This window comes from Sphingomonas sp. C3-2 (genome assembly GCF_033025475.1).
In the GTDB taxonomy this organism is placed as follows: Bacteria; Pseudomonadota; Alphaproteobacteria; order Sphingomonadales; family Sphingomonadaceae; genus Sphingobium_A.
Map to the genome: position 1 here is coordinate 3,415,182 of NZ_CP130322.1, position 19,562 is coordinate 3,434,743.

Annotated in this window: 7 protein-coding genes; all 7 read right to left on the reverse strand. The window is 65.2% G+C overall.

All coding sequences use genetic code 11. The annotated features are described in order from the left end of the window. Positions 1-19 precede the first annotated feature (19 nt). A complete protein-coding gene (locus QYC26_RS16370; RefSeq protein ID WP_411197612.1) occupies positions 20-4,039 on the reverse strand; it encodes a multiheme c-type cytochrome in 4,020 nt (1,339 codons plus the stop codon). After that, a complete protein-coding gene (locus tag QYC26_RS16375) occupies positions 4,039-5,898 on the reverse strand; it encodes a hypothetical protein (protein WP_317513286.1) in 1,860 nt (619 codons plus the stop codon). The genes QYC26_RS16370 and QYC26_RS16375 overlap by 1 nt, the downstream gene beginning before the upstream one ends. 2 nt (positions 5,899-5,900) lie before the next feature. Next, positions 5,901-7,880, reverse strand: coding sequence for a heme-binding protein (locus tag QYC26_RS16380; protein ID WP_317513287.1), 1,980 nt, complete (start codon positions 7,878-7,880; stop codon positions 5,901-5,903). Then, positions 7,880-9,277, reverse strand: coding sequence for a multiheme c-type cytochrome (locus QYC26_RS16385; RefSeq protein ID WP_317513288.1), 1,398 nt, complete (start codon positions 9,275-9,277; stop codon positions 7,880-7,882). Before QYC26_RS16385 ends, QYC26_RS16380 begins: the two co-directional genes overlap by 1 nt. Positions 9,278-9,449: 172 nt before the next feature. Then, positions 9,450-10,967 (reverse strand): cysteine--tRNA ligase, encoded by a 1,518-nt coding sequence (cysS, locus tag QYC26_RS16390; RefSeq protein WP_317513289.1) that lies wholly within the window; start codon positions 10,965-10,967, stop codon positions 9,450-9,452. A 50-nt stretch (positions 10,968-11,017) separates the two neighbouring features. Further along, positions 11,018-17,683: a hypothetical protein gene (locus tag QYC26_RS16395; RefSeq protein WP_317513290.1), complete on the reverse strand. Its 6,666-nt coding sequence runs from the start codon at positions 17,681-17,683 to the stop codon at positions 11,018-11,020. Beyond that, entirely contained in the window at positions 17,683-19,458 is a 1,776-nt protein-coding gene (locus tag QYC26_RS16400; protein ID WP_317513291.1) for a ShlB/FhaC/HecB family hemolysin secretion/activation protein, read from the reverse strand. Before QYC26_RS16400 ends, QYC26_RS16395 begins: the two co-directional genes overlap by 1 nt. Positions 19,459-19,562: the final 104 nt, after the last annotated feature.

A 19,562-nucleotide genomic window follows, 5' to 3' on the forward strand; every position in this document is an offset into this window, starting at 1 on the left:
TTGCGCGACCGGGCGTCCCTCAATCGCGCGCCGCAAGCGCCGGCACCCAATCGTCCAGCGTCACGGTATCGCGCACCTTATAAGGGACGCCGCGATTGTTGAGGAACAGCTTCTCCATTTCCTTGCGGGTGAACGGACGGCTGCCGAGGCGGCCGAACACCGCGATCTGCCCGCCGGTTTCATCAACCGCACGGTCGCGGTCCAGCCCCTTCGAAACCGACAGCGCGGGCGAGGAGGTTTTCGCCCAGGCGATCAGCTCGGGCACCGGCGCGGGGGAGAAGCCGTAAAAATTGGGCTGGCTGTCCGGGTTGGTGAGCTGCAGCACCTTCAGCCCGTTCCGCCCGTCTGCGACATAGGCGAAGGCGGATGCGTTGGTGCTGGCGACGATCACGTCCTCGGCATCGTTCATCCGGCCGCCCAGATTTTCCTTCCGGAAGATGTGCGGGCGCTCGGGCGACTTGATGTCGACGATCACAAGCCCATCGGCCTTGGCGGCGACATAGGCATAGGTACGCGCCAGATAGATGCGGCGCGCATCCGCCAGCGGGACGGTGCCCGAGGGGATGGCCAAAGGCTGGTCCATCCGGGTGATATCGAACAGCTTCAGCCCCTCGGAATCGCTCACCCACAGGTAACGGAACTGCACGGCCGAGGCGCGCGCATCGGTCAGCGCGAGCGTGGTCACCAGCCGCGGCTTGGCCGGATCGTCGAGGTCGACGACGACAAGCCCGGCCTTCGCGGTGATATAGGCGAAATGCCCCGCCAGCGTGATGTGGCGGGCGCCTTCCAGCACGTTGCCCGGGTTCCACGTCACCGTGCGCTTCAGGAAGTTGTTGCGGAATTCGCCGTCAACCAGCGTGTTGACGTCGACCAGGATCAGGCCTTCGACCGCATCGGTCACCACCGCATAGTTATAGATCGGGTGGAACGGCTGTTCCTCGTTCATGTCACGCAGCTCGGGCGTGTTGCGCAGCGGCGCGATCGGCTGGTTGGTGGGCAGCGCCACGCAGGTGGCGTTGCGGCTCTTCACCTGAATGTCCTGGCCCAGCGGGGAGAAGGGCGCCGTCACGATCCGCTCGGAAAAGCCCTTGTTCGCGATCGAGGCGACGTCATAGGCACGGAAACCGCCCTTGCCCTCGGCCACGAACATATATTCGCCGCGCAGCTGCAGGCAGCCGACCGCACCGGCGGTGCCCTGCGTCACATTGGCGAATTCCTCCAGCGCGCGGGTCTCGCCCGAAAGCTTCTTGTCAAAGGTCTTGCCGCGCACCCAGTTCTTCAACTCGCGCCCGTTCTTCTCGACATGCATCGACCAGTAATCGGGATAGGCATAGCGGTGGAGATAGGAACCAATCACCGCCTGCGGTTCGTCCCATTCGGTCACGCGCGTTGCCTGGAACCCGCCCTCAAGCCCGGTCCAGGCATGAAGCCCGACAAAGTTCACATAGTTCGTGCCGAGCAACAGCAACTGCGACATGATCGCGTTATTGTCGTCCTCGGCCGACAAGTGGCAATCGGTGCAGGTCTTGGTTTCGGTCAGGCGCACCGTGTGCGGGAAATGCGGTGCAAAGGCCTGCGACGAATAGCCGATCGATGAAATCGGCGGCTGCTGCACATAGATGCGTTCGCGGTTGAGGTTGGTCGACGACAGCACCAGTGCCGAGGTCGAGCGCACCGGCGCGACGATATTGCCCTTGGTCGTCTGGTGACGGCCCAGCTGGAACATCTCGTCGCGGGCGACCTGGGGGTTATAGGTCGCGAAATTGCGCGTTTCGCCGCCCTCATATTTGTGCTGCGTCGTCTTCCAGTTCGCCTCGATCGGCAGGTGGCAGCCGCCACAGCTCGTCGTCCAGCTCAGATGGCAGGTGAAACACGCCATATTGTCGTCGCTGTGCGCGCGGTCCGATTTCGGCACGCCGGGGCCAAAGCTGAACGTGCCCGTTTCCGCGCCAGACCGACTCATCAGCTTGGCGCGCGCGGCCTTGGCGTTGAAATGCGGGCTACCGCGATCAACCGCGTCCTTGACGAGTGACACCTGCCATTCAAGCTTGGGGTCGACGATCGAACGCTGGGTCAGCACGCGGTTTCCGCTCGCGTCATAATGCCATTCGAAACGGCGGCGGCCATCCGCGTTGCGGATCAGCGACAGGTCAGTGCCGCCCGGCCGCGCGGCGGGGCCAGAGGTCTTCAGCGTCGGATGGGCATCCGTCGTCCCGTGGCAGTCCTTGCACCCGATCTCGATCGCATTGGCCACCTCGCCGTAAATCAGGCCGTTGCCATGATTGTCCTGGCTGAAATGGCAGTCGGCGCACTGCATGCCCTTTTCGGCATGGATGTCCATCAGATGGACGGCCTTGCCCTTTTGCTCGCCGGGCTGGACGAATTCGGCTGCGCCGTTCTTGCGGAATTTCTCCGGATCGTCGGGCGATACGATATTGCCCTCGGCGTCGAGCAGGTTGCCGTCGCGGTCGCGCTTGAACACGGCACGGAAATTCCAGCCATGGCCGTGATAATCGGCGAACTGGGTGTCCTTGGCCTTGGGGTTCACATCGTCATAGACGCGGCGCAGGAAATCGAGGTCGGCCCATTTGCCGCGCGGTGCGGCGCCTTCGGGATTGCGGTCCAGCACTTTGCGCACTTCGGCGGCGGTCGGATATTTCTGCTGCTCGGGCCACATCAGCGGCGCATCCGCCTCATAATCCCACATCGTGTAGCCGAGATAGGAATTCAGGAAGATATTGGGCTGGTGCATGTGGCAGTTCATGCACTGCGCGGTCGGGATCTGCCGCGTGAAGACATGCTGCAGCGGGTGGCCCTTTTCCTTCACCGGCGCCTTGGGCGCGGGGCCATGGGCGTCGCCCGGCTGCTTGATCGCGCCGTGCTTGCCGTGTTCCTCGGGTTCCAGCTTGTCCTTGATCGTCGGGTCGACGGTGATCGTCTGCCCGTCGCGCCCGTGCTGGGCATAGATCAGGCTGTGCCGGGGTTCGCGGTCATTGGCATAGATGACATGGCACGAGGCGCAGCCCGAATGGCGGTAATCGCCCGGCTGGTCGTTGGTGCCCATGAACCAGGTGAACGGGTCGTTGAGGCGCGTCTTATGGATGTTGAGCACGGGGATCGCGACGCGCAGGCCCGTCGCCGGGCCTCGGTTCGATTGCTTCAGGTCGGGGCGGCCCGGTTCCTCAAGCCGCTGGATGCTGCCCGTGGGGTTGGGCAGACCAATCTCGGCGAACTGCGTGCCGATGTTGCGCCCGCCGCGCTCGAACACGCGGAAAATATCGCCCGGCGGAATGACATGCCAGGTGGGCAGCGGGTAAAGCTGCGCCAGCGCGCCGCGCTTCTTCTGCGCATCGGTCACCGTGCCGTGCGGCGTGCCGGGCGAAACGATCTTGGCGGGCTGCCCGTCGCGGGTATAGGCCTCGCCAAAGACATAGTTCTTATAGGGGACGATGCCGTTGTTGTAGGCCGCGCCGCCCCACAGCATCGCGCCCGACGCCATCAGCGATCGTTCGGATGCCTCGATCACTTCCAGATGGCACGCGCCGCAGCTCTCGCGCGCCACGCGGTAGTCGGACGGGTTCACGAAGCGAATGAATTCGGGGCTTTCGCGGTTGAGCAGCGTATAGCTCGCCTTGGGATTGGCCGAGCTTGGCCAGTGCCAGCTTTGCGGAAAGCGCGGCAGCACATGCGCCTTGTCGCGCGCGGCGACATAGGCGGGGGCAGTGTGCGGCAGTTCCGAATTTCCCGCTACCTTCGGGTCGCCGCCATGGCAGTCGACACAGCCCAGCTGCACCGCCGGGCTGGTGTGCATCGTCGGCGCGTCTGAGGCCGTATGGCAGGTCAGGCAGCCTTCCGATTTGCTCGCCGCCTGCTGAGGCGTCTGGCTCTGCGGCGCGGGCGCGGTGAAGGCATAGATGCGCTGGACGGGCTTTTCGCCGCCGCCGGCCGCCAGTGTGACGGAGGCCGGGATGAACAACAGCATCGCGGCGGCCAGAAGCTTGCGCGGAAAGGCGAGGGATCGGATCGGAAAAGCGCGCATCAGTAAGCCAGAATCGCGTTGAACAGGACGGAATAATAGCGGTCGTCGCGGCGGGCGTTGGTGAACAGGTCACGAAAGCCCTTGGCGGGATCGAGCACCGCGCCGGACAGGCGGAAAACGATGTTCTGCGTCGCCTTGGGGCGCCAGATCGCGGCGGCGGACAGGTCCCAGCCGATATCGTTGGGGATCGATCCCTCGTTGCGCAGCGCCTGCAGCACAGCGGTCTTGTGGAACCACAGCCGGTTCACATTGCCTGAAAGCCGGAATTGCGGGGTCAGATCGAAATCGGCGCCCGCGCCCACCAGCATCGTACCCGGATTGTTGAAATTGGACTGGCCCTGTTCCTTGGAGGAACGCAGCGAATTCAGGATGCCGTTGCGGCCCTGAACGCCGATCGCCCGGCCGCCGCCGGCAAAGGGAATGGTCTGCCGGATCCAGTAGCTGGTATCGGCGCCCGCAAAGATCGGGTTCTCGAAAATCGCGTCGAAGCCGGTTTCCCGGTTGTCATAAGGGTCGCCGTCACCGCTGGCGAACAGACCGGACAGGCGAAAACGCGCCCAGTCGACATCATAGCTCGCCTCGGCCGCGGCGAAATAGCTGCGCACCTTGGCGGGCTTGCTCGTGAAGATGCTGTTCCGGTCTTCGCCCAGTGCGGCATAGAGCGAATGGGTCAGGTTGATCCGGCCAATGCGGCCATCACCCGAATAGCCGAGATAGACGATATCGTAATCGCGCGCGCGCAGGTCGCCGATCAGCCCGGGGCGCACCGGAAAGCCGTTATCGTCCACCTTGATCTGATCGCCTTCGCGATTGCGGTTATAGGTGACGGAGAACTGGCTGGTGAAACCGGGAAAGGGCAGGTCCTGCCGGAACACATTGGCAAAGAACACCCAGTCGTCGCGAATGCGCTGGGTTACGTCGTTCAGCCCGCTATTCGTGTCCTTTTCCAACCGCCAGATCGCGCCGAGGTTGAACTGAACACGGTTATTGTCGCGGTTGCCGAACAGGCGGATGCCCAGCTGGTTGTCCTGAAACAGGAAACCGCGGAAATCCATGTTGAACGGCTGGATACCCGCGCGGATCGAATAGAAATCATACCGGTCGGACGAGTTGCCGAGGTGATAGTCGACAAAGGCTTCCTGCACGCCAAGGAAATCGTCGGTGCGGTTGGTCGGCTTCGATGGCTCGACGAACAGCACGCGGCGTTCGGCCACGTCGACATGGTTTATCTGATAGGCAAGCGTCAGTCGATATTCGACATCGGGCGGGCGGTAAGCGGTCGATCCCTTGATCAGCGCGCCGCCGACGATGAAGGTCTGCGCGGTGACCAGGCTGTTCGACCGGCCGAACACATCGTTGCTGCCGGGGCGGTCGGTGGTCTGCACCCCCACCGGAATGGGAAAGCTGCGCGGCTCGACTACAGTGTCCGACACCGCATTGGCGACGAAGAACCAGTCATTGCCCTTGATCGGCAGCCATTTGGGCTTCTTCTCAAGGCTGATCGGCCGATCGCCCTTCAGCGTGTTCTGGTGATACGGGTCGAACCAGCGTTCCTTCACCACGCCCAGCGTTTCGATCAGGCGCCAGCGGTCGGGAACCGGAAAGCTTTCGGTCGGAAACGCCTCGGGCGGCGGCGGGCGGACCGCGCCGGGATTGTCCTGGATGATCTTTTCGGGGAGCCCGCGCTGAAATCCGGGGCGTTTGCGTCCCTCGACCAGCGCCTCCTCGGCATCGATCGCGCTCGCGTCATCGGCGGGCAGGGGCGCCTGCACATCGGCAACAACGGGCTGCTCCTGTGCCTGCACGGGGGCGGCGGCGAGGCTGGCGATCAAGGAAACAAGGGGCAGGGCGGACGCCATCGTCACAGCCCCTGGCACACATTCTGGTCGCTGCTGCCCAGGAACGGCGCGAACGGGCAGTTGATGTAGCGCAAACGCACCTGCTGGCTGCCGACCGGCACGGTGATCTGGTCCGCCCGGGCAGAGGGCGCGGCATTGCCGATGCCGCCTACGCGCAGGCCCGCATTGTGCAGCCCCAGAAAGCTGATCATGTCATCCTGGTCGATACCGTCGCCCGACACGCCGATGCCACCCACCAGTTCGGATCCGCGATAGATCGGCACCGAACCCGGAAAGATCTGGATGCCGTTCTGCAGTCGGTTCTGCGCCGCCGCCACATCGGGCGTCGCGGTGCAGCGCTGCGGCGTATCGGGATTGGCACCAAGGATGAAGCCGACATGCGTCAGCACATTGTCTTTGATCAGCGCCGATTGCAGCCCGGTCGAAAACGGGTTGAAGCTGGCGATTGGGCGCGAAAAGGGCCCGTTCGGGCGGCCGACTTCGCCGTCCGGGAAATAGGGGCGCGAAACATTGCCGTTGGCACGGTCGGAAAAGGCATATTTCCCGGTCAGCGCCGCCGGATCGTTGAAGAATGTCCGCGCCGCCGCAACGAAGGACTGCACATCGGCGCTCGGATTGGCGAGCAGCTGCGTGCCCGCCTGCGCGTTCGAGAAGAACATCGCCGTCCGCGCCTTTTGCAGCGATACGTCGGTGCCGAAGATCGGCGCGTCGGGGGAACGGACGATACCCAGTGCCACGCCGTGCGTGTCGACGATCGAAATCGTCACCTGCGCGCGGCTGTCGAGCGGCTGGCGGATCTGCGCGCGCGCGCGCGACATCACCGAAAAGGCTTCTTCCAATATCGCGCGCACTTCGGCGGCGCTGAGCGGGGTGGAAACCGCGCCCGTATCGCTGCCCGCGCGGATGGGATAGCGGTTGGCGCCCGATCCATTGGTCAGCACGAATGCGTCGCTGTTCGAAAATTCGCCGGTCCCCGCGCGGCGGATGCCCGATGCTTCGGTGCCATAGGCGGTCCCGGCGCGCACGCCCGCTGCCGCCTCGAAATATCCGGCCACGCTCACCAGCGCGCCCAGCGCCCCGTTGATCGCGGCGAAGCCGGCGGCGCTTGCGGGATTGCTCTTCAGCCCTGTTGGCATCGCATCCGAAAAGCGCAGCGCGGTGCCGTCCACGGTGATCCGGTCGGCGCGGATGGTCTCGGGCGCGGCAAAGCCGGTCGTTCCGGCCAGCGCGATAAATTCCTCGTCATCCTCGTCGGTGTCGAGGATATTGGGGTCGAACCCATATTCGCCATCGGCCATCACGCCGATACCGCCCACGACCACGCCGTTCTTGTAAAGCGGCAGGCCACCGGGGTCGGCCGACAGGCCGAGCGGGGAGCGTTTCGGGCCGATCAGCGCGGTCGCACCGCCCGCCGGCTGGAACCGCGCGGCAAGGTCCGAACAGGGAAGCTGGCTGAATTGCACGCCAAAAAGTGGCCCCGATTCCAGCCCCACGGTCGAGGGGGCGGGCGGGAAATGCTGCTGAACAATCTGGCTCGCCGTCCGCGTCGAAAAGGCGTTGCCCGAGGATGAGAGATAGGCACCCGTGATCGCCTTGGCGATGGCCCCGGCCACCGCGCCGGGCACGTCCACGCCCTGCAGGTCGTTGGTGCTGCCATCGGTGGGGCGGGGAACGGCCAGATTGGGGTTGGCGCCGTTCATCACGAACACCGCAAGCACATTGCCCACCCGGTCGACCACGGCGATATTCGCCGGACGGCCGCGCGCCTGCGCTTCGGCGGCGGCCTGTGCAATCACCTGCTGCACCTCGGCGCTGGTCAGCGCTTCCTGGGCGGGGGCGGTGTAAAGCCCGCCGGTTGCGGGCGGGGTGGTCGGCGTCGTCGGCTGGCCCGATCCGCCACCATCGCTGCCGCCGCCACCGCAGCCTGAAAGAACGAACATCGCCGCGCCCAGCAACAGGGCGGCCTTACCATGGATTGTCATTACTTCAGTGCCCCGATCGAACGGGCTGCGCCGCCCAGTGCCTGGCGGAATGCCGCGGGGCGATAGCCATTGGGGTCCTTCACCGCGGCATAGGCGGCGTTGATGTCGCGGCGGATCGCGGTCGCCTGCGTCGCCGACACCGAACCGCCGTTGACGAGCGCGTTCAGCAGCGTGTCGACCGCCATCACCGCCTGCACGCTGCCTTCATAATCGGTGAAGCGCGGCGTGATCGCCTCGCTCGCAATCGCCTGCACGATGGCAAAGCTCTGCTGCGTGCCAAAGGGGCTGCTAGCGAAGCGGTCGGCCAGCGCTCCGGCGCTTGCGCGCAGCCTTGCGGCGGCGGTTACGGCCGCCCCGCGATCCTGCGCCAGCGCGGCGTGGAAGGCGCGCGAGTCCGCGTCGAACTGACGGCCCAGATCGGGCGCCACGACGCGCGCTGCGGCCGAGAGCATGATCATATTCTCGTCGTTGAACGCGGGCATGCCTTCGGGGATCGGGCGGCCGGGGTTGCGCACGCCGGTCTTCACGCCCTTTTCATCGTCGAAAATCTGGCGGTGGCAGGTGTGGCAATCGAAGAAATAGAATTCCGGGAAGATGCCTTCCTGGCCAAGGCGCGGATTGGCGTAGAGCGTCAGCGCACGTTCCAGCGCCATCGCCTGGCCCACCGCCCAGAAACGGACATTGTTGCTCCGGCCCTTGCGCTGCGCATAATCGGCGTCTTCGTCGTGATGCTGCTGCAGCGTCGAAAACAGGTCGAGCTCGAACGAGATGCGCGGATGGCCTGCCGCCATGATCCGGTGGTCGACAAACTGGCCCTGTTCCGCGCTGCCGAAATGACAATCGAGGCAGACCGAGGCGCGCGCCCGCGGATTTTCGAGCGGGATCATGCCCAGCGCCACATTGTTGCGGTGGCTCGCACCAACCGAATAATGCGCCGAAATCCAGTTCGATGCGCCGCCATGGCAGGATTCGCAGCCCACCCCGTCCGATGCCTGAAAGCGCGGGCCGCGTTGGCTGGCCGGGGCGCTGTGGCAGCCAAGGCACATCGGTGCCGAGGTGGCCGGGCCGATGCCCAGTCGCGCGGCGATCTTCTGGCTGCGGGCATTGGAAAGCACGTCAAAGGCGCGGCTGTGCGCGCCGCCTGCGCTCGATGGCTCCTGCCAGCGCATCAGTTCGTCCTGACGGACGATCTTGCCATCGGCTTCCTGTCGGCCATGGCAGGTCGATCCGGCGCACGATGCCACACCCAGATGCACGCCGCGCTGCGGGGGTTGTGCAGTGGCGCTGCTGGTACCGGGATTAAGGCCAATGGCGATCGCCGCCGCAACCATCGCCATGATGGCGAACAGCACGAACGCGCCGATATACCGACTGGAAGACAGCCCCCTGGCACCCATTATACGCAACGCCCCCTGCCTGACCCCCGTCAGGCTTATCAGAATTGAGGTGCGACCCAATCAGCCGCGGTTATGTCGAAGGGGGTGGGGATAGGCAAGAAAAACCGCCCCTAAATCGCGGTAAAATATGCCTTTACATGAAATTATGTTGCGCGCGCACCTTGTCACTACGTCAGTCGAGCGAGATCGACCATTCCCAGCCGAGCGGATCGCCGTCCATCAACTCGACGCCAAGCGCCTTCAGATCGTCGCGGATCTTGTCGGACGTCGCAAAGTCCTTCGCCGCGCGCGCCTGCTGGCGTTCCTCGATCCGTGCCGCAATCCCGTCTTCGCTAATTTCGGCATCGACCGGGCGGATGCGCAGATCGGCGCGTTCGGTGTCGATGAGGTTGAGCCCAAGGACAAGGTCCATGCTCGCCACCAGCTTCAGCCGGTCGTCGGCGGGCATGCTCTTCAGCCCGACGATTTCCTCAAGCAGCGGCAAGGCCCGCGGCACCATCAGGTCGGCGGCGATCGCTTCGTCGAAAGGCGTCAGCACTTCCAGCGCGGCCTTGGACAGTCCGGCCTCGATCACGCCGCGCTGATAGGCAAAGGATGCGCCCTTGCTGTCGCGGGCCTCGCGCACGACGCGCAGCCAGGCGGTGTCCTTGGCCTTGGTCTTGAGCGTGCCGACCGCCATCAGCAGCCGCTTCAGCCGGGTAAGCGCCGCTGCCACGCTTTCACCCGAAAATTCCAGTTCGGACCGGTAATGGGCCGACAGGCAGAGCAGGCGGTAAGCCAGCGGATGCACGCCGCGGTCGATCAGCGACTGCAGTGTGGTGAACCCGCCCTTGGATTTCGACATCTTGCCGCCGCGGTCGACAAGGAAGTTATTGTGCATCCACCAGTTGGCGCCGGTATCGTCGGTGCCGGTATAGGCCTGATTCTGCGCGATCTCGTTGCAGTGATGGATTTCGCGGTGGTCGATCCCGCCGGTATGGATGTCGAACCGGGTGCCGAGATATTTCATGCTCATCACCGAGCATTCGAGATGCCAGCCGGGCGCGCCGGGGCCCCAGGGGGACTGCCATTCCATCTGGCGCTGCTCGCCGGGGGCGGATGCGCGCCAGATCGCGAAATCGGCGGCGTGGCGCTTGCCCTCCACCGGATCGATCCGGCTTTCGCCCTCATCGGTGCCCGCGCGCGCCAGTCGGCCATAATCGGCCACGGTGCTGCTGTCGAAATACAGGCCGGTGTCGAGGCTGTAGCAATGCTTGTCGGCGATCTTCTCGGCATAGGCGATCATATCCTGGATATGATCGGTCGCCGTGCTCCAGATCGTGGGCGGCAGGATGTTGAGGTCGCTCAGGTTCGATTTGAACGCCGTGGTGTAAAAGGCGGCAATGTCCCAGATCGACTTGCCGGTCTTCGCGGCGGCGGCTTCCATCTTGTCGTCGCCGGCATCGGCGTCGGACGTCAGATGGCCGACATCGGTGATGTTGATGACATGGTTGACCGCATAGCCCTTCCAGTTGAGCGTGCGGCGCAGCGTGTCGGTGAACACATAGGCGCGCAGATTGCCCAGATGCGCAAAGTTATAGACGGTCGGCCCGCAGCTATAGAGCCGCACCATATCGTCCGAAATCGGTACGAACGGGTCGGCGGAACGGGTGAGGCTGTTGTAAAGGACAAGCGGCGCGTTCTGGATCATGGCTCAAGCCCTTTCCCGCAAACGCGCCGCCCGTCAACCATCTGCCGCCATTATGGCCGCGTCGGCGTGGCGCAGCCCAGCGCCGGGTCGCATTCGGGCATCCACAGATCGTCATTGCCCGCACCCGTCACCGGTTCGTCGATCAGCGGTTCGAAGCCGAGCGGCTGGAAATCCTGCAATTCCATCAGCGTCAGCGGGAAAAGCTGCTCGAAACGTTCCTGCGCCTCTTCGGGGTTGATCGGCGCCTCGAAAATTTCGCGGGGCAGGGGCGTATCGGGCGTCACCATCCCGTCGCAGAAGCCGGGGCTGGTCAGGATGCAGCCGTTGATCGTTGATCGGCGGTCGATGCCCGTCACGCGCGCGCCGCTCTCGCCGTTGATCGAAACACGCGCGATCAGGTCGGTGCCGGTGATGTAGCCGCCCGCACCGTCTTCCTGACGGCCATTGATCACGATCCGCGCGGCGGTGCCGCTGGTCGTGATCGCCAGCCCGCCGCTCCCCACGGTAAACCCGCGCCGGTCGGCATTTTCGGTGCCCGTGCCGGAATTCTGGATGAAGAATCCGTCGCGCACATTGGCCTCGATCCCGCCCGCGCGAATAAAGCCTTCGTCATTCGCGTTGCCGTCGGTGATCGCCAGCCGGTCCTCGATCGCATCGATATCGGTTGCTGCGCCGACATCGGCGATCGCCGCCATCGATGCCACGATTATATCGTCGGCGCTCATCGCCAGCGTGCCGGCAAGCCCGCCGGTGCTGTTGTGCATGTCGATCGATCCGCCTGCGGTGTCGATCTCGATCGCTTCGCCCGCTGCCAGTTCAAGCCGGTTGCCCGCCCCCAGATCGGTGAACGACACCGCGCCCACCACGCGCATCTTGCCCGTCGTTGCAATCCGCAGTCGCCCGTTCGCACCGATATTGCCCGACGAATTGCTTGCCCGGCTCGAAAGCGTGAAGGGGCCAATGACGACATCGGGCTGCCGCGCCGAGCCGACGGACATGGGCAGCGCACCGCCAAAGGCGGGCAGCGCAATCGCGATGTCATCGGCATATATGCGCCCGATCTCGTCGGCGGACAGGCTATAGGCACCGGCCTGATCGCCCCCGCCAATATAGCTGCGGCGATTGTTGTCGGTGTTGAACAGGCTCACCTGCGTCGTCCGGCCGCTCGTGCCAAGCTGGCCGTTCGCGCCGATCACGATATCGCCCGACCGCACCGAAACGCTCTGCCCGGTCGCGGTGCCGTTGATGGTTGCCGTCCCCGCAGCCGAGAGGTCGAGGGCGGTCGCCGCATCAAGCGTCCCGACGCTCAGATTGCCGCCGCTGCTCGTCAGCCTTATCTCGCCGGTGCTGGCCAGCGTGTCGGTCACATCGAGGTCGCCGATCGCCGTCAGGTCGACCGAGCGGCCCTGTGCCGTGACACTCCCGGCAATCAGGTCGGTGCGCACGATCACGGCGCCATTGTCGGCAATTAGCCGCGCATCGCCGCCCGCTACGGTGAGCGTGCCGATATCGATCCCGTGCACGGCGTTCACCGAAAGCGGTTCGCCCGAGGTGACGGTGGTGGCGGTGAAGCGGCCGTCCAGCATCAGATTATAGGGATCGACGGTCATGCCATTGGCATCGACCGTGCCGATGCTGCCGCCGCTCGCAAGCGTTCCAAAGGTCGCATCGCCGGTTGCATGGATGCCGACGAACGATCCCGCGCTCACGGTCGAACCCGCAGCATTGATCGCGCCCGCCGATTGCAGGCGGATCACGCCCGGCGCGCTGATCACCGCGCCGCTGCCAAGGGTGAGGGGGCCGCCCAGCGCATTCAGCGACAACAGGTCCATCGCGCTCACGCTGCCGCTGGCAAGCGCGCCGTCCGCCGAGATCGACGCCAGGCCGCCGCTGGCAATGCCCGCCAGCGCCGCGCTGGTGTAATCGCCCCCCGCATGGATCGATACGCCACCGGCATCGATCACGGTCGCCGCGTTTGTGCCGCTGTAACCGATGTCGACATTGCCGCCGCCAAAGGCGTCGAACATGCCCGCGCGGATCTGCCCGCCGGCGCCCGCGTCGATCACGATGTCCGCATCGGTCGTCAGCGATGCCTGACCCGCAATTTCGAACGGCGTGCCGCTGAGGTCCACGAAAATCCCGCTGACAAGCCCGCCGCTCGCCATGGCGCCATTGCTGGTTGCGCTGAGCATATCGACGTTCAGGCTGCCGCTGGTTGCGCTGTTCTCGATTTCGATGCGTCCGGCCGTGGCCGTCGCCGGCACCCCGCCGCTTGCACTGCCCCAAGCGCCGCTGGCACCGATTGAGAGGCCAGCCAGCGTCACGGCACTATTCGCGCCGCTGTTGGAAAATGCTGCAATCCCGCCGGCGCCGCTGCCGGCATTGCCTGCCGCTGCGGCACCTGTCACGTCTCCGCCGCGCCCGCCAACGCCGTTTGCCGAGATTTCGACGTCACCGGCGGTCACGTTCGCACCGGTGAATGCCAGTCGCGCTTCGCCACCGCGGCCGTCGCCGCCATCGCTGGCATCGCTGTCTAGGCCGCTGCCGGAAATCCCGTCCTGCCCGTCGCCGCCCAGGCCTTCAGCCAGCACCCGGAGTGTTGTGGTGGTCTGCAGGCTGGCGTTGGTGACCACGAAAATGCTCGTGCCGCCCGTGCCTGTGCCGCCATCGCCCGCCCGGCCCACGCTCAGGCCGAAACCACCCGAACCGCCGAACCCGCCCGATCCGCTGGACGACGTTCTGAAAACGCCCATGACATCGGCGGACGCACCATCGGCAATCGTCGTGCTGGCATTGCCGCCCATGCCGTTGCCGCCGGCCCCGCCTGCCAATCCGGCACCGGTGCTGTCGCTGCCGCCAGAGCCGCCCGATCCACCAAAGGCGTCGGCCTCGACAAACAACCCGTCGGTTACGCTGAAGGTTGTGCCTGCCCCCGACAGGGTAAAGCTGGCATCGCCGCCTGTGCCGTTGCCGCCCGCACCGCCGATGCCGGAATAGCTGAAGCCGACGTTACCGCCATTGCCTGTCGATCGGAGAAGGACGGAACCGGCTGACAGCCCGGCTGCGGTGGACGAAAAATGGGTTCCACCCGTCGCCCCGGCTCCGCCAAAGCCATCGCCGCCCGCGCCGCCGATCGCGCCATTGCCGCCGAAGCCGCCGTAACCGTTGGTGCTTGCATCGACGGTCGACAGATAGAAGCCTTGCGTCAGATTAATCCGGACTTCGCCGCCGCGGCCTGTGCCACCGTTGCCGCCGTTGTCACCAGCGGCCGTTCCGTAAAGGTTGCTCCCGCCAAATCCGCCAGAGCCGTCGGCTGATGCAGAAATTTCACCGATTTCGCTCGCCTCGGAGGAAACCGTCAGATCGACTCGGCCCCCCGTCGCATTGCCGCCATGTGCGGCCGCAAATCCGCTGTCTGCGTCGCTGCCGTGGCCGCCGTTCGCGCTGGCGCTGAGGTCGAGGCCGGAGGCAAGCAAAGAGCCGCCTGTAATCTGCGCGGATACATTCCCGCCCGTGGCATTCCCGCCATTGCCCCCGTGCGTGCTGTAATAGTTACCGCCATCGCCGCCATACGCAGTTGCGTAAATCGTTATGTATGTGGTGCCGCTAAAATTGGCACTGCCCTGCATCGTGGCATTGCCCCCCAACGAGAATGTCGCCGATCCCCCATACGCATCGCCACCATTGGATACCCCGGTATCGATGCCCATGCCTGTGCCGCCGCGCGCATTGACGTTCATCGAGATGCTTTCGACCGTTATCGTGCCCGACGTTGCTGTGAGCGTTGCTGTACCGCCATATCCGTCGCCCGGTCGCGCCAACGCACCCGCTTGTGCGCTATTGGTCGTACTGCCGCCCTGGCCATTGGCGGAGAGAGAGATCAAATCGGCGGTCACGTCGGCCCCGGCCAGCGTCAGGCTGGCCGTGCCGCCTCGGCCATCACCTGCCTGTGAGGTGGTTGCTCCCCCCAGATACGCGGCGTCGGCACCATAGCCGCTGACGTCGATCGAAATGCTGCTCGCGGTAAACTGCCCCCCCAGAAGGTTCAGCGATACCGTACCGCCAATGCCCGCGCCGCCATTGCCGCCAGTCGGCATCCAGACGTCTGTCGGGGGCGTGCCTCTACCGTCCGCTTGGGCGCCGAGAAAACCCGCCGAAATGCTCGAGAGGTTGGCTGCCGTAGCGCGTGTTTCCACGGTGATGACGCCGCCTTGGCCAACCCCCGAATTGGGCAGGTCGCTGCCGCTGCCCGCCACCGCCCCGGCTTCGAAGCTCGCCGAGCCGAGGGCCAGCGTGCCGTCTTCGGCATAGACGGTGATCGTGCCGCCGGTGGCGTCAACGCCCGTCGCGCTCGCGCCGCCGGTTGCGTTTGCATATACCTCCAGCGACGATGTTGCGCTGAAGCTGCCTTGCGTGGTCGCGTCGCCGCTCGCGAAAAGCGTGAACGAACCGGCTCGCGCGGCACCGCTCGTGTCAACCGCGTGCGTGGTGTTCGCGTCGATCGACGCGGTGAATCCACCAACCGAAATCGTCCCCGCGTCCGCCCCGGCGGTGATCGAACCAGCTATTGCCCCACCGGTGCTCAGCAGGCCCGCATTGTATGAAAATGTCCGCGCATCGGCAGAAAGGATGACGCCGCCAGAGCTTGCCGTGATCGAACCACCATCCCGCGCCAGCAGTTCGATCGTGCCGCCGTGCGCATCGCCGATGCTGATGCCGTCGCCATAGGCGGTCGCATTGGCGGTAATGTCCAGGAACGAGCCGATGTCGAGGCTGCTGCCGGTGCCCGACACGGTGAGCCGCGCGGTGCCATTGGCGGCATTCGCGCTGCCGCCAATTCCGGTCGATGCCATGCCGGTTCGCGCACTGATATCGAGCGAAAGCAGCCCGGTATTCGTCGTCCCCCCGCCGGTGATGCTGAATTCGGCGTTTCCGGCCGTGGCGCTGCCGCCATTTTCGCCGTCGCCGCCGCGCCCAACGGCGTCCAGGCTGATCCCGTTCGAAATCGTCGTCGTACCGCCCGATTGCAGGTAGCGGACGGTCCCGCCCGTGCCGTTGCCGCCACTCGATCCGGAAAACCCCATCGGGTCGCCCATGCCAAGGCCGTTTGCCTGCACGATCAGGTTCTGCGCGGCAAAGTCACCCGAACCGATCAGGATTTCTGCGGTGCCGCCCACGCCGTTGCCGCCGGTCGTCCCCATGCTGTCGATGCCGCCCGTGCCATTGGCCCGCACCTCGGTATCGCCCAGTGAAACATCGCCGCCGCTGACCGATAGCCGCGCGGTGCCGCCGGTGCCGGTTCCGGACGCGCTGCCGCTGAAACCCCCTTGGCCTTCGGCCAGTATCTGCGTCTGGCCCATCACGTTGATCGTGCCGCCCGGCGCAAGCAGTTCGGCGGTGCCGCCCTGTCCATTCAGCGCACCGACCGCCCCGGCATTGCCGTTGGCATCAAGGGTCAGGTCTGCGCCGACATAGATGGAGGAATTGGCCGAGGCCGTGGTCGCAAGCCGCACCGTCCCGCCCGTGGCGCCGGTGCCCGCCTTGGCCAAGAGCGATCCGTCCACCGTAATCGCGCCACCCGCGATCAGGTTCACATCGCCATCGGCCAGCAGTGTCAGGTTTCCGGTGGCATTGAGCGGGGTTCCGGTTCCATTGCCGATATTGCCGGCGGCGTTTGCGGTCGTGTTCGACGTAAAGCTCACCCCCGTCAGATCGATATGCGCGGGATTGCCGCCATTGGCCGCGATCGGGCGGGTGTCGGGAATGTCATAGCCTGCATAAAGGACGACGGTGCCGTTTTCGACGCCTGCCGATCCTGCCGGCTGATAGCCGATATTGCCGCCCACCAGCATCGTCATCGCGGTGTTGCGGGGGATCGCCACCATGTACGTCCGATGGTTGTCGCCCACGCCGCTCGATGCAGCGCCGGTTGTCGTGCCGGTGTGAACGATACCGTTGGCGTCGCTCGTGCCTTGCTGCACATCAATGTTGAACAGGCCATTCGCCATGTTGATCCGCACCGATTCGGCAGCCACCAGCGCGGCCGATCCGTTGACGTCGATCGTCCCGCCCTGAACGATGCGCGGCGCCACCAGCGCGACATAGCTGTTCTCGTTGATCGCGGAAATCTGCGCGCCCGGATTGATCGTGATCGCCCCCGCGCCGGGGGCGGCCGTGAATTGCCGCGTGCTGCCGCCCAGAAAATTGGCGTCGGTGACGTCCAGCGTAGATAGCGTCAGGCTGCCGACATCGAACCGCGCGGTCGATCCCAGCACAATCCCGCCCGGCGAATAGAACCAGACATGCCCGCCCGCAGAGGCCGTGGTTTCACCGTTGAACTGGATTGCGCGCCCGGCAGCCGCGCCGTCCGGAACGATCCGGTTGAGCACGGTATAATTGCCGCTGCCGCTGAAATTGGCGGTGGTGCCCGCATCCTGAAAGATGATCGGCGCGCTGCCGCCGTTCACGTCATTGGGCTGCCAGTTGATGATCGCGTTCGGCTGGTTCACCGTGATGGTGGTGATGCCGGGGGAGGAGTTTTCAACCGTCGCGCCGATCGGCGATCCGATGACGCTGCCCTGATAGGATTGCGCGTGCGACGGCCCGGCATGGCCAATCGCGGTCAGCGCAAGGCCGATCGCGCAGCTGCTGCGCAGACGGGTCATCCGGGGGGCGGTCTTGATCGTCTTGGTGACCATGGCGTTATCCGTGCGCATCAGCGGTTCCAGGGAAGAAATTTGACGATAAGGGAAACGAGCAGGCGCGGGTCGGCGCGCTCGGCCTGAAGCCCGCTCTTGCGAAGCGGCACGGCAAGCCCTGCGTCCAGCCGGGCATGGTTGCCCCATGCCGCGCGCACGCCGCCACCCGTTGAAAACAGGCGCGAACGATTGTCGAGTACAACCAGCGTCCGGTCCTCGTTCCACACCTTGGCCGCGTCGAAAAAGACGTAAGGCTGGATCGCCACCTTGTTGGCGGCGCCCGCCATCAGGCTGCCATAGCGCAGCTCCGCCTGCACCCCGAGGCCGCTGTCCCCGATGATCGTGCCCGGATCATATCCGCGCCCGACCGTATAGTTCCCGCCCGAAAATTCTTCATAGCTGAGCAGCGCATGCGGCGCCCATTGCGCGCGTGGCGTCAGGCTCAGTGCCAGTTCGGGCACGGGCCGGAATTCGGCATAGCCCGATGCGCGTGCGACGAATGCGGTGGGGTCGCCGTCGATCCGGCTCAGCGCCGTGCGTGGGGAAATGCAGTTGAGGTAATTGGCGCCGCACGCCTCGCTTGCACCCAAAATGTCGAGCCCCTGGCGCAGTTCAAGTGAGGCCCCCGCGCGCCAGCGCGGCTCTGCCGCCGAATAGCCGCGCGTGCTGGAAAGGCTCATCGGGTCGATGATGTCGTAATCGATGCGCGCGAACGCCACGCGCAGCTTGTCCTTGCTCAGCGTGACCGCGGGAGAGGACCGGAATTCCACCTGCTGGTCGACATAATCGAGGCCGAAGGCCGCAAACAGGTTGCGGCTCTGGCCGCGGATGAGGGGGTAGGATGCATTGACGCTCCACACCAGCGCGTTCGATCCAATGCCAAGCGCGGTGTCGGGGCGGGTCCAAGCATAGGTGAAGTCGCCCGAAATCGTCAGCCCATCGCTGTTCGCGCGAAAGGCATGACCCAACTGCAAAACCTGCTGTTCCTTGAAATCGCTGGTCGAGAAAAAGCCTATCGTCGTCCGGTCGCCCATCCCGGTCAGCCCGTTCAGCTGGACGCGCGCCTGCCCACCAAAACGGCCCACATCGCGCGATCCCATATTCTGGAAATTCGCGTCGATCTCGACAGGGGTATAGTTGACGGTAACCTCACCGATCACCTCGCCGGGCACCGTGCCCGCCGGGCGCAATGTCATGCGCACATCGTAACCGGGCAGGTCGCGGGCGAGCAGCAGATAGCGTTCGGCCTCGTTGATGTTGAACACCGGCTGGTCGCTCAAGGGGCTCAGCTGGCGCGCGATAATGCCTTGGGATCGGCCGACATTGCCGCGTACGCGGATCGCGGTCATCCGTGCCATCAGCACATCGAAACGGACAACGCCGTTCTCCTCGATACGCTGTGGGGGCACCTGCACGGCGGCAAGATAGCCGGCGCGGCGCAATATGGTCGCGGCCTCGTCGCGGATCTCGCATACCGTGGCCACCGGCACGGTCTGGCCCTGATAGCGCGCCCAGGCCGAACGCAGTGCCTCGGCGCTCACACCCTGCAAGCCATCGAACTGCACGTCGGACAGCGTTATCCGGACATCGCCGAAGCGCGGATCGGCGAGCGGGCAGGGCGCGCGCTCGATCGCGCCTTCCACGGTCACGCGCTGGCCGGGCGTGGGGACGGAAGGGGTGGTCGGTTCACGCCGGATTTCCTCACGCGTCACCTGCGCAGCGGCCATATGGGGTAGCGCCAATGCGGCAAGCAGCGGCAGCGAAGACGTGGCAAGCAGACGCGAAGTGAACATTGGCAATCCCCAGCTACCGCCGATGTGGCGGCATTCCCCTTATCGACCGGGCCCCGTGCGGCCCGGATAGTAGCTACGGGCACGGGCGCGATGCCCGTGCCCCG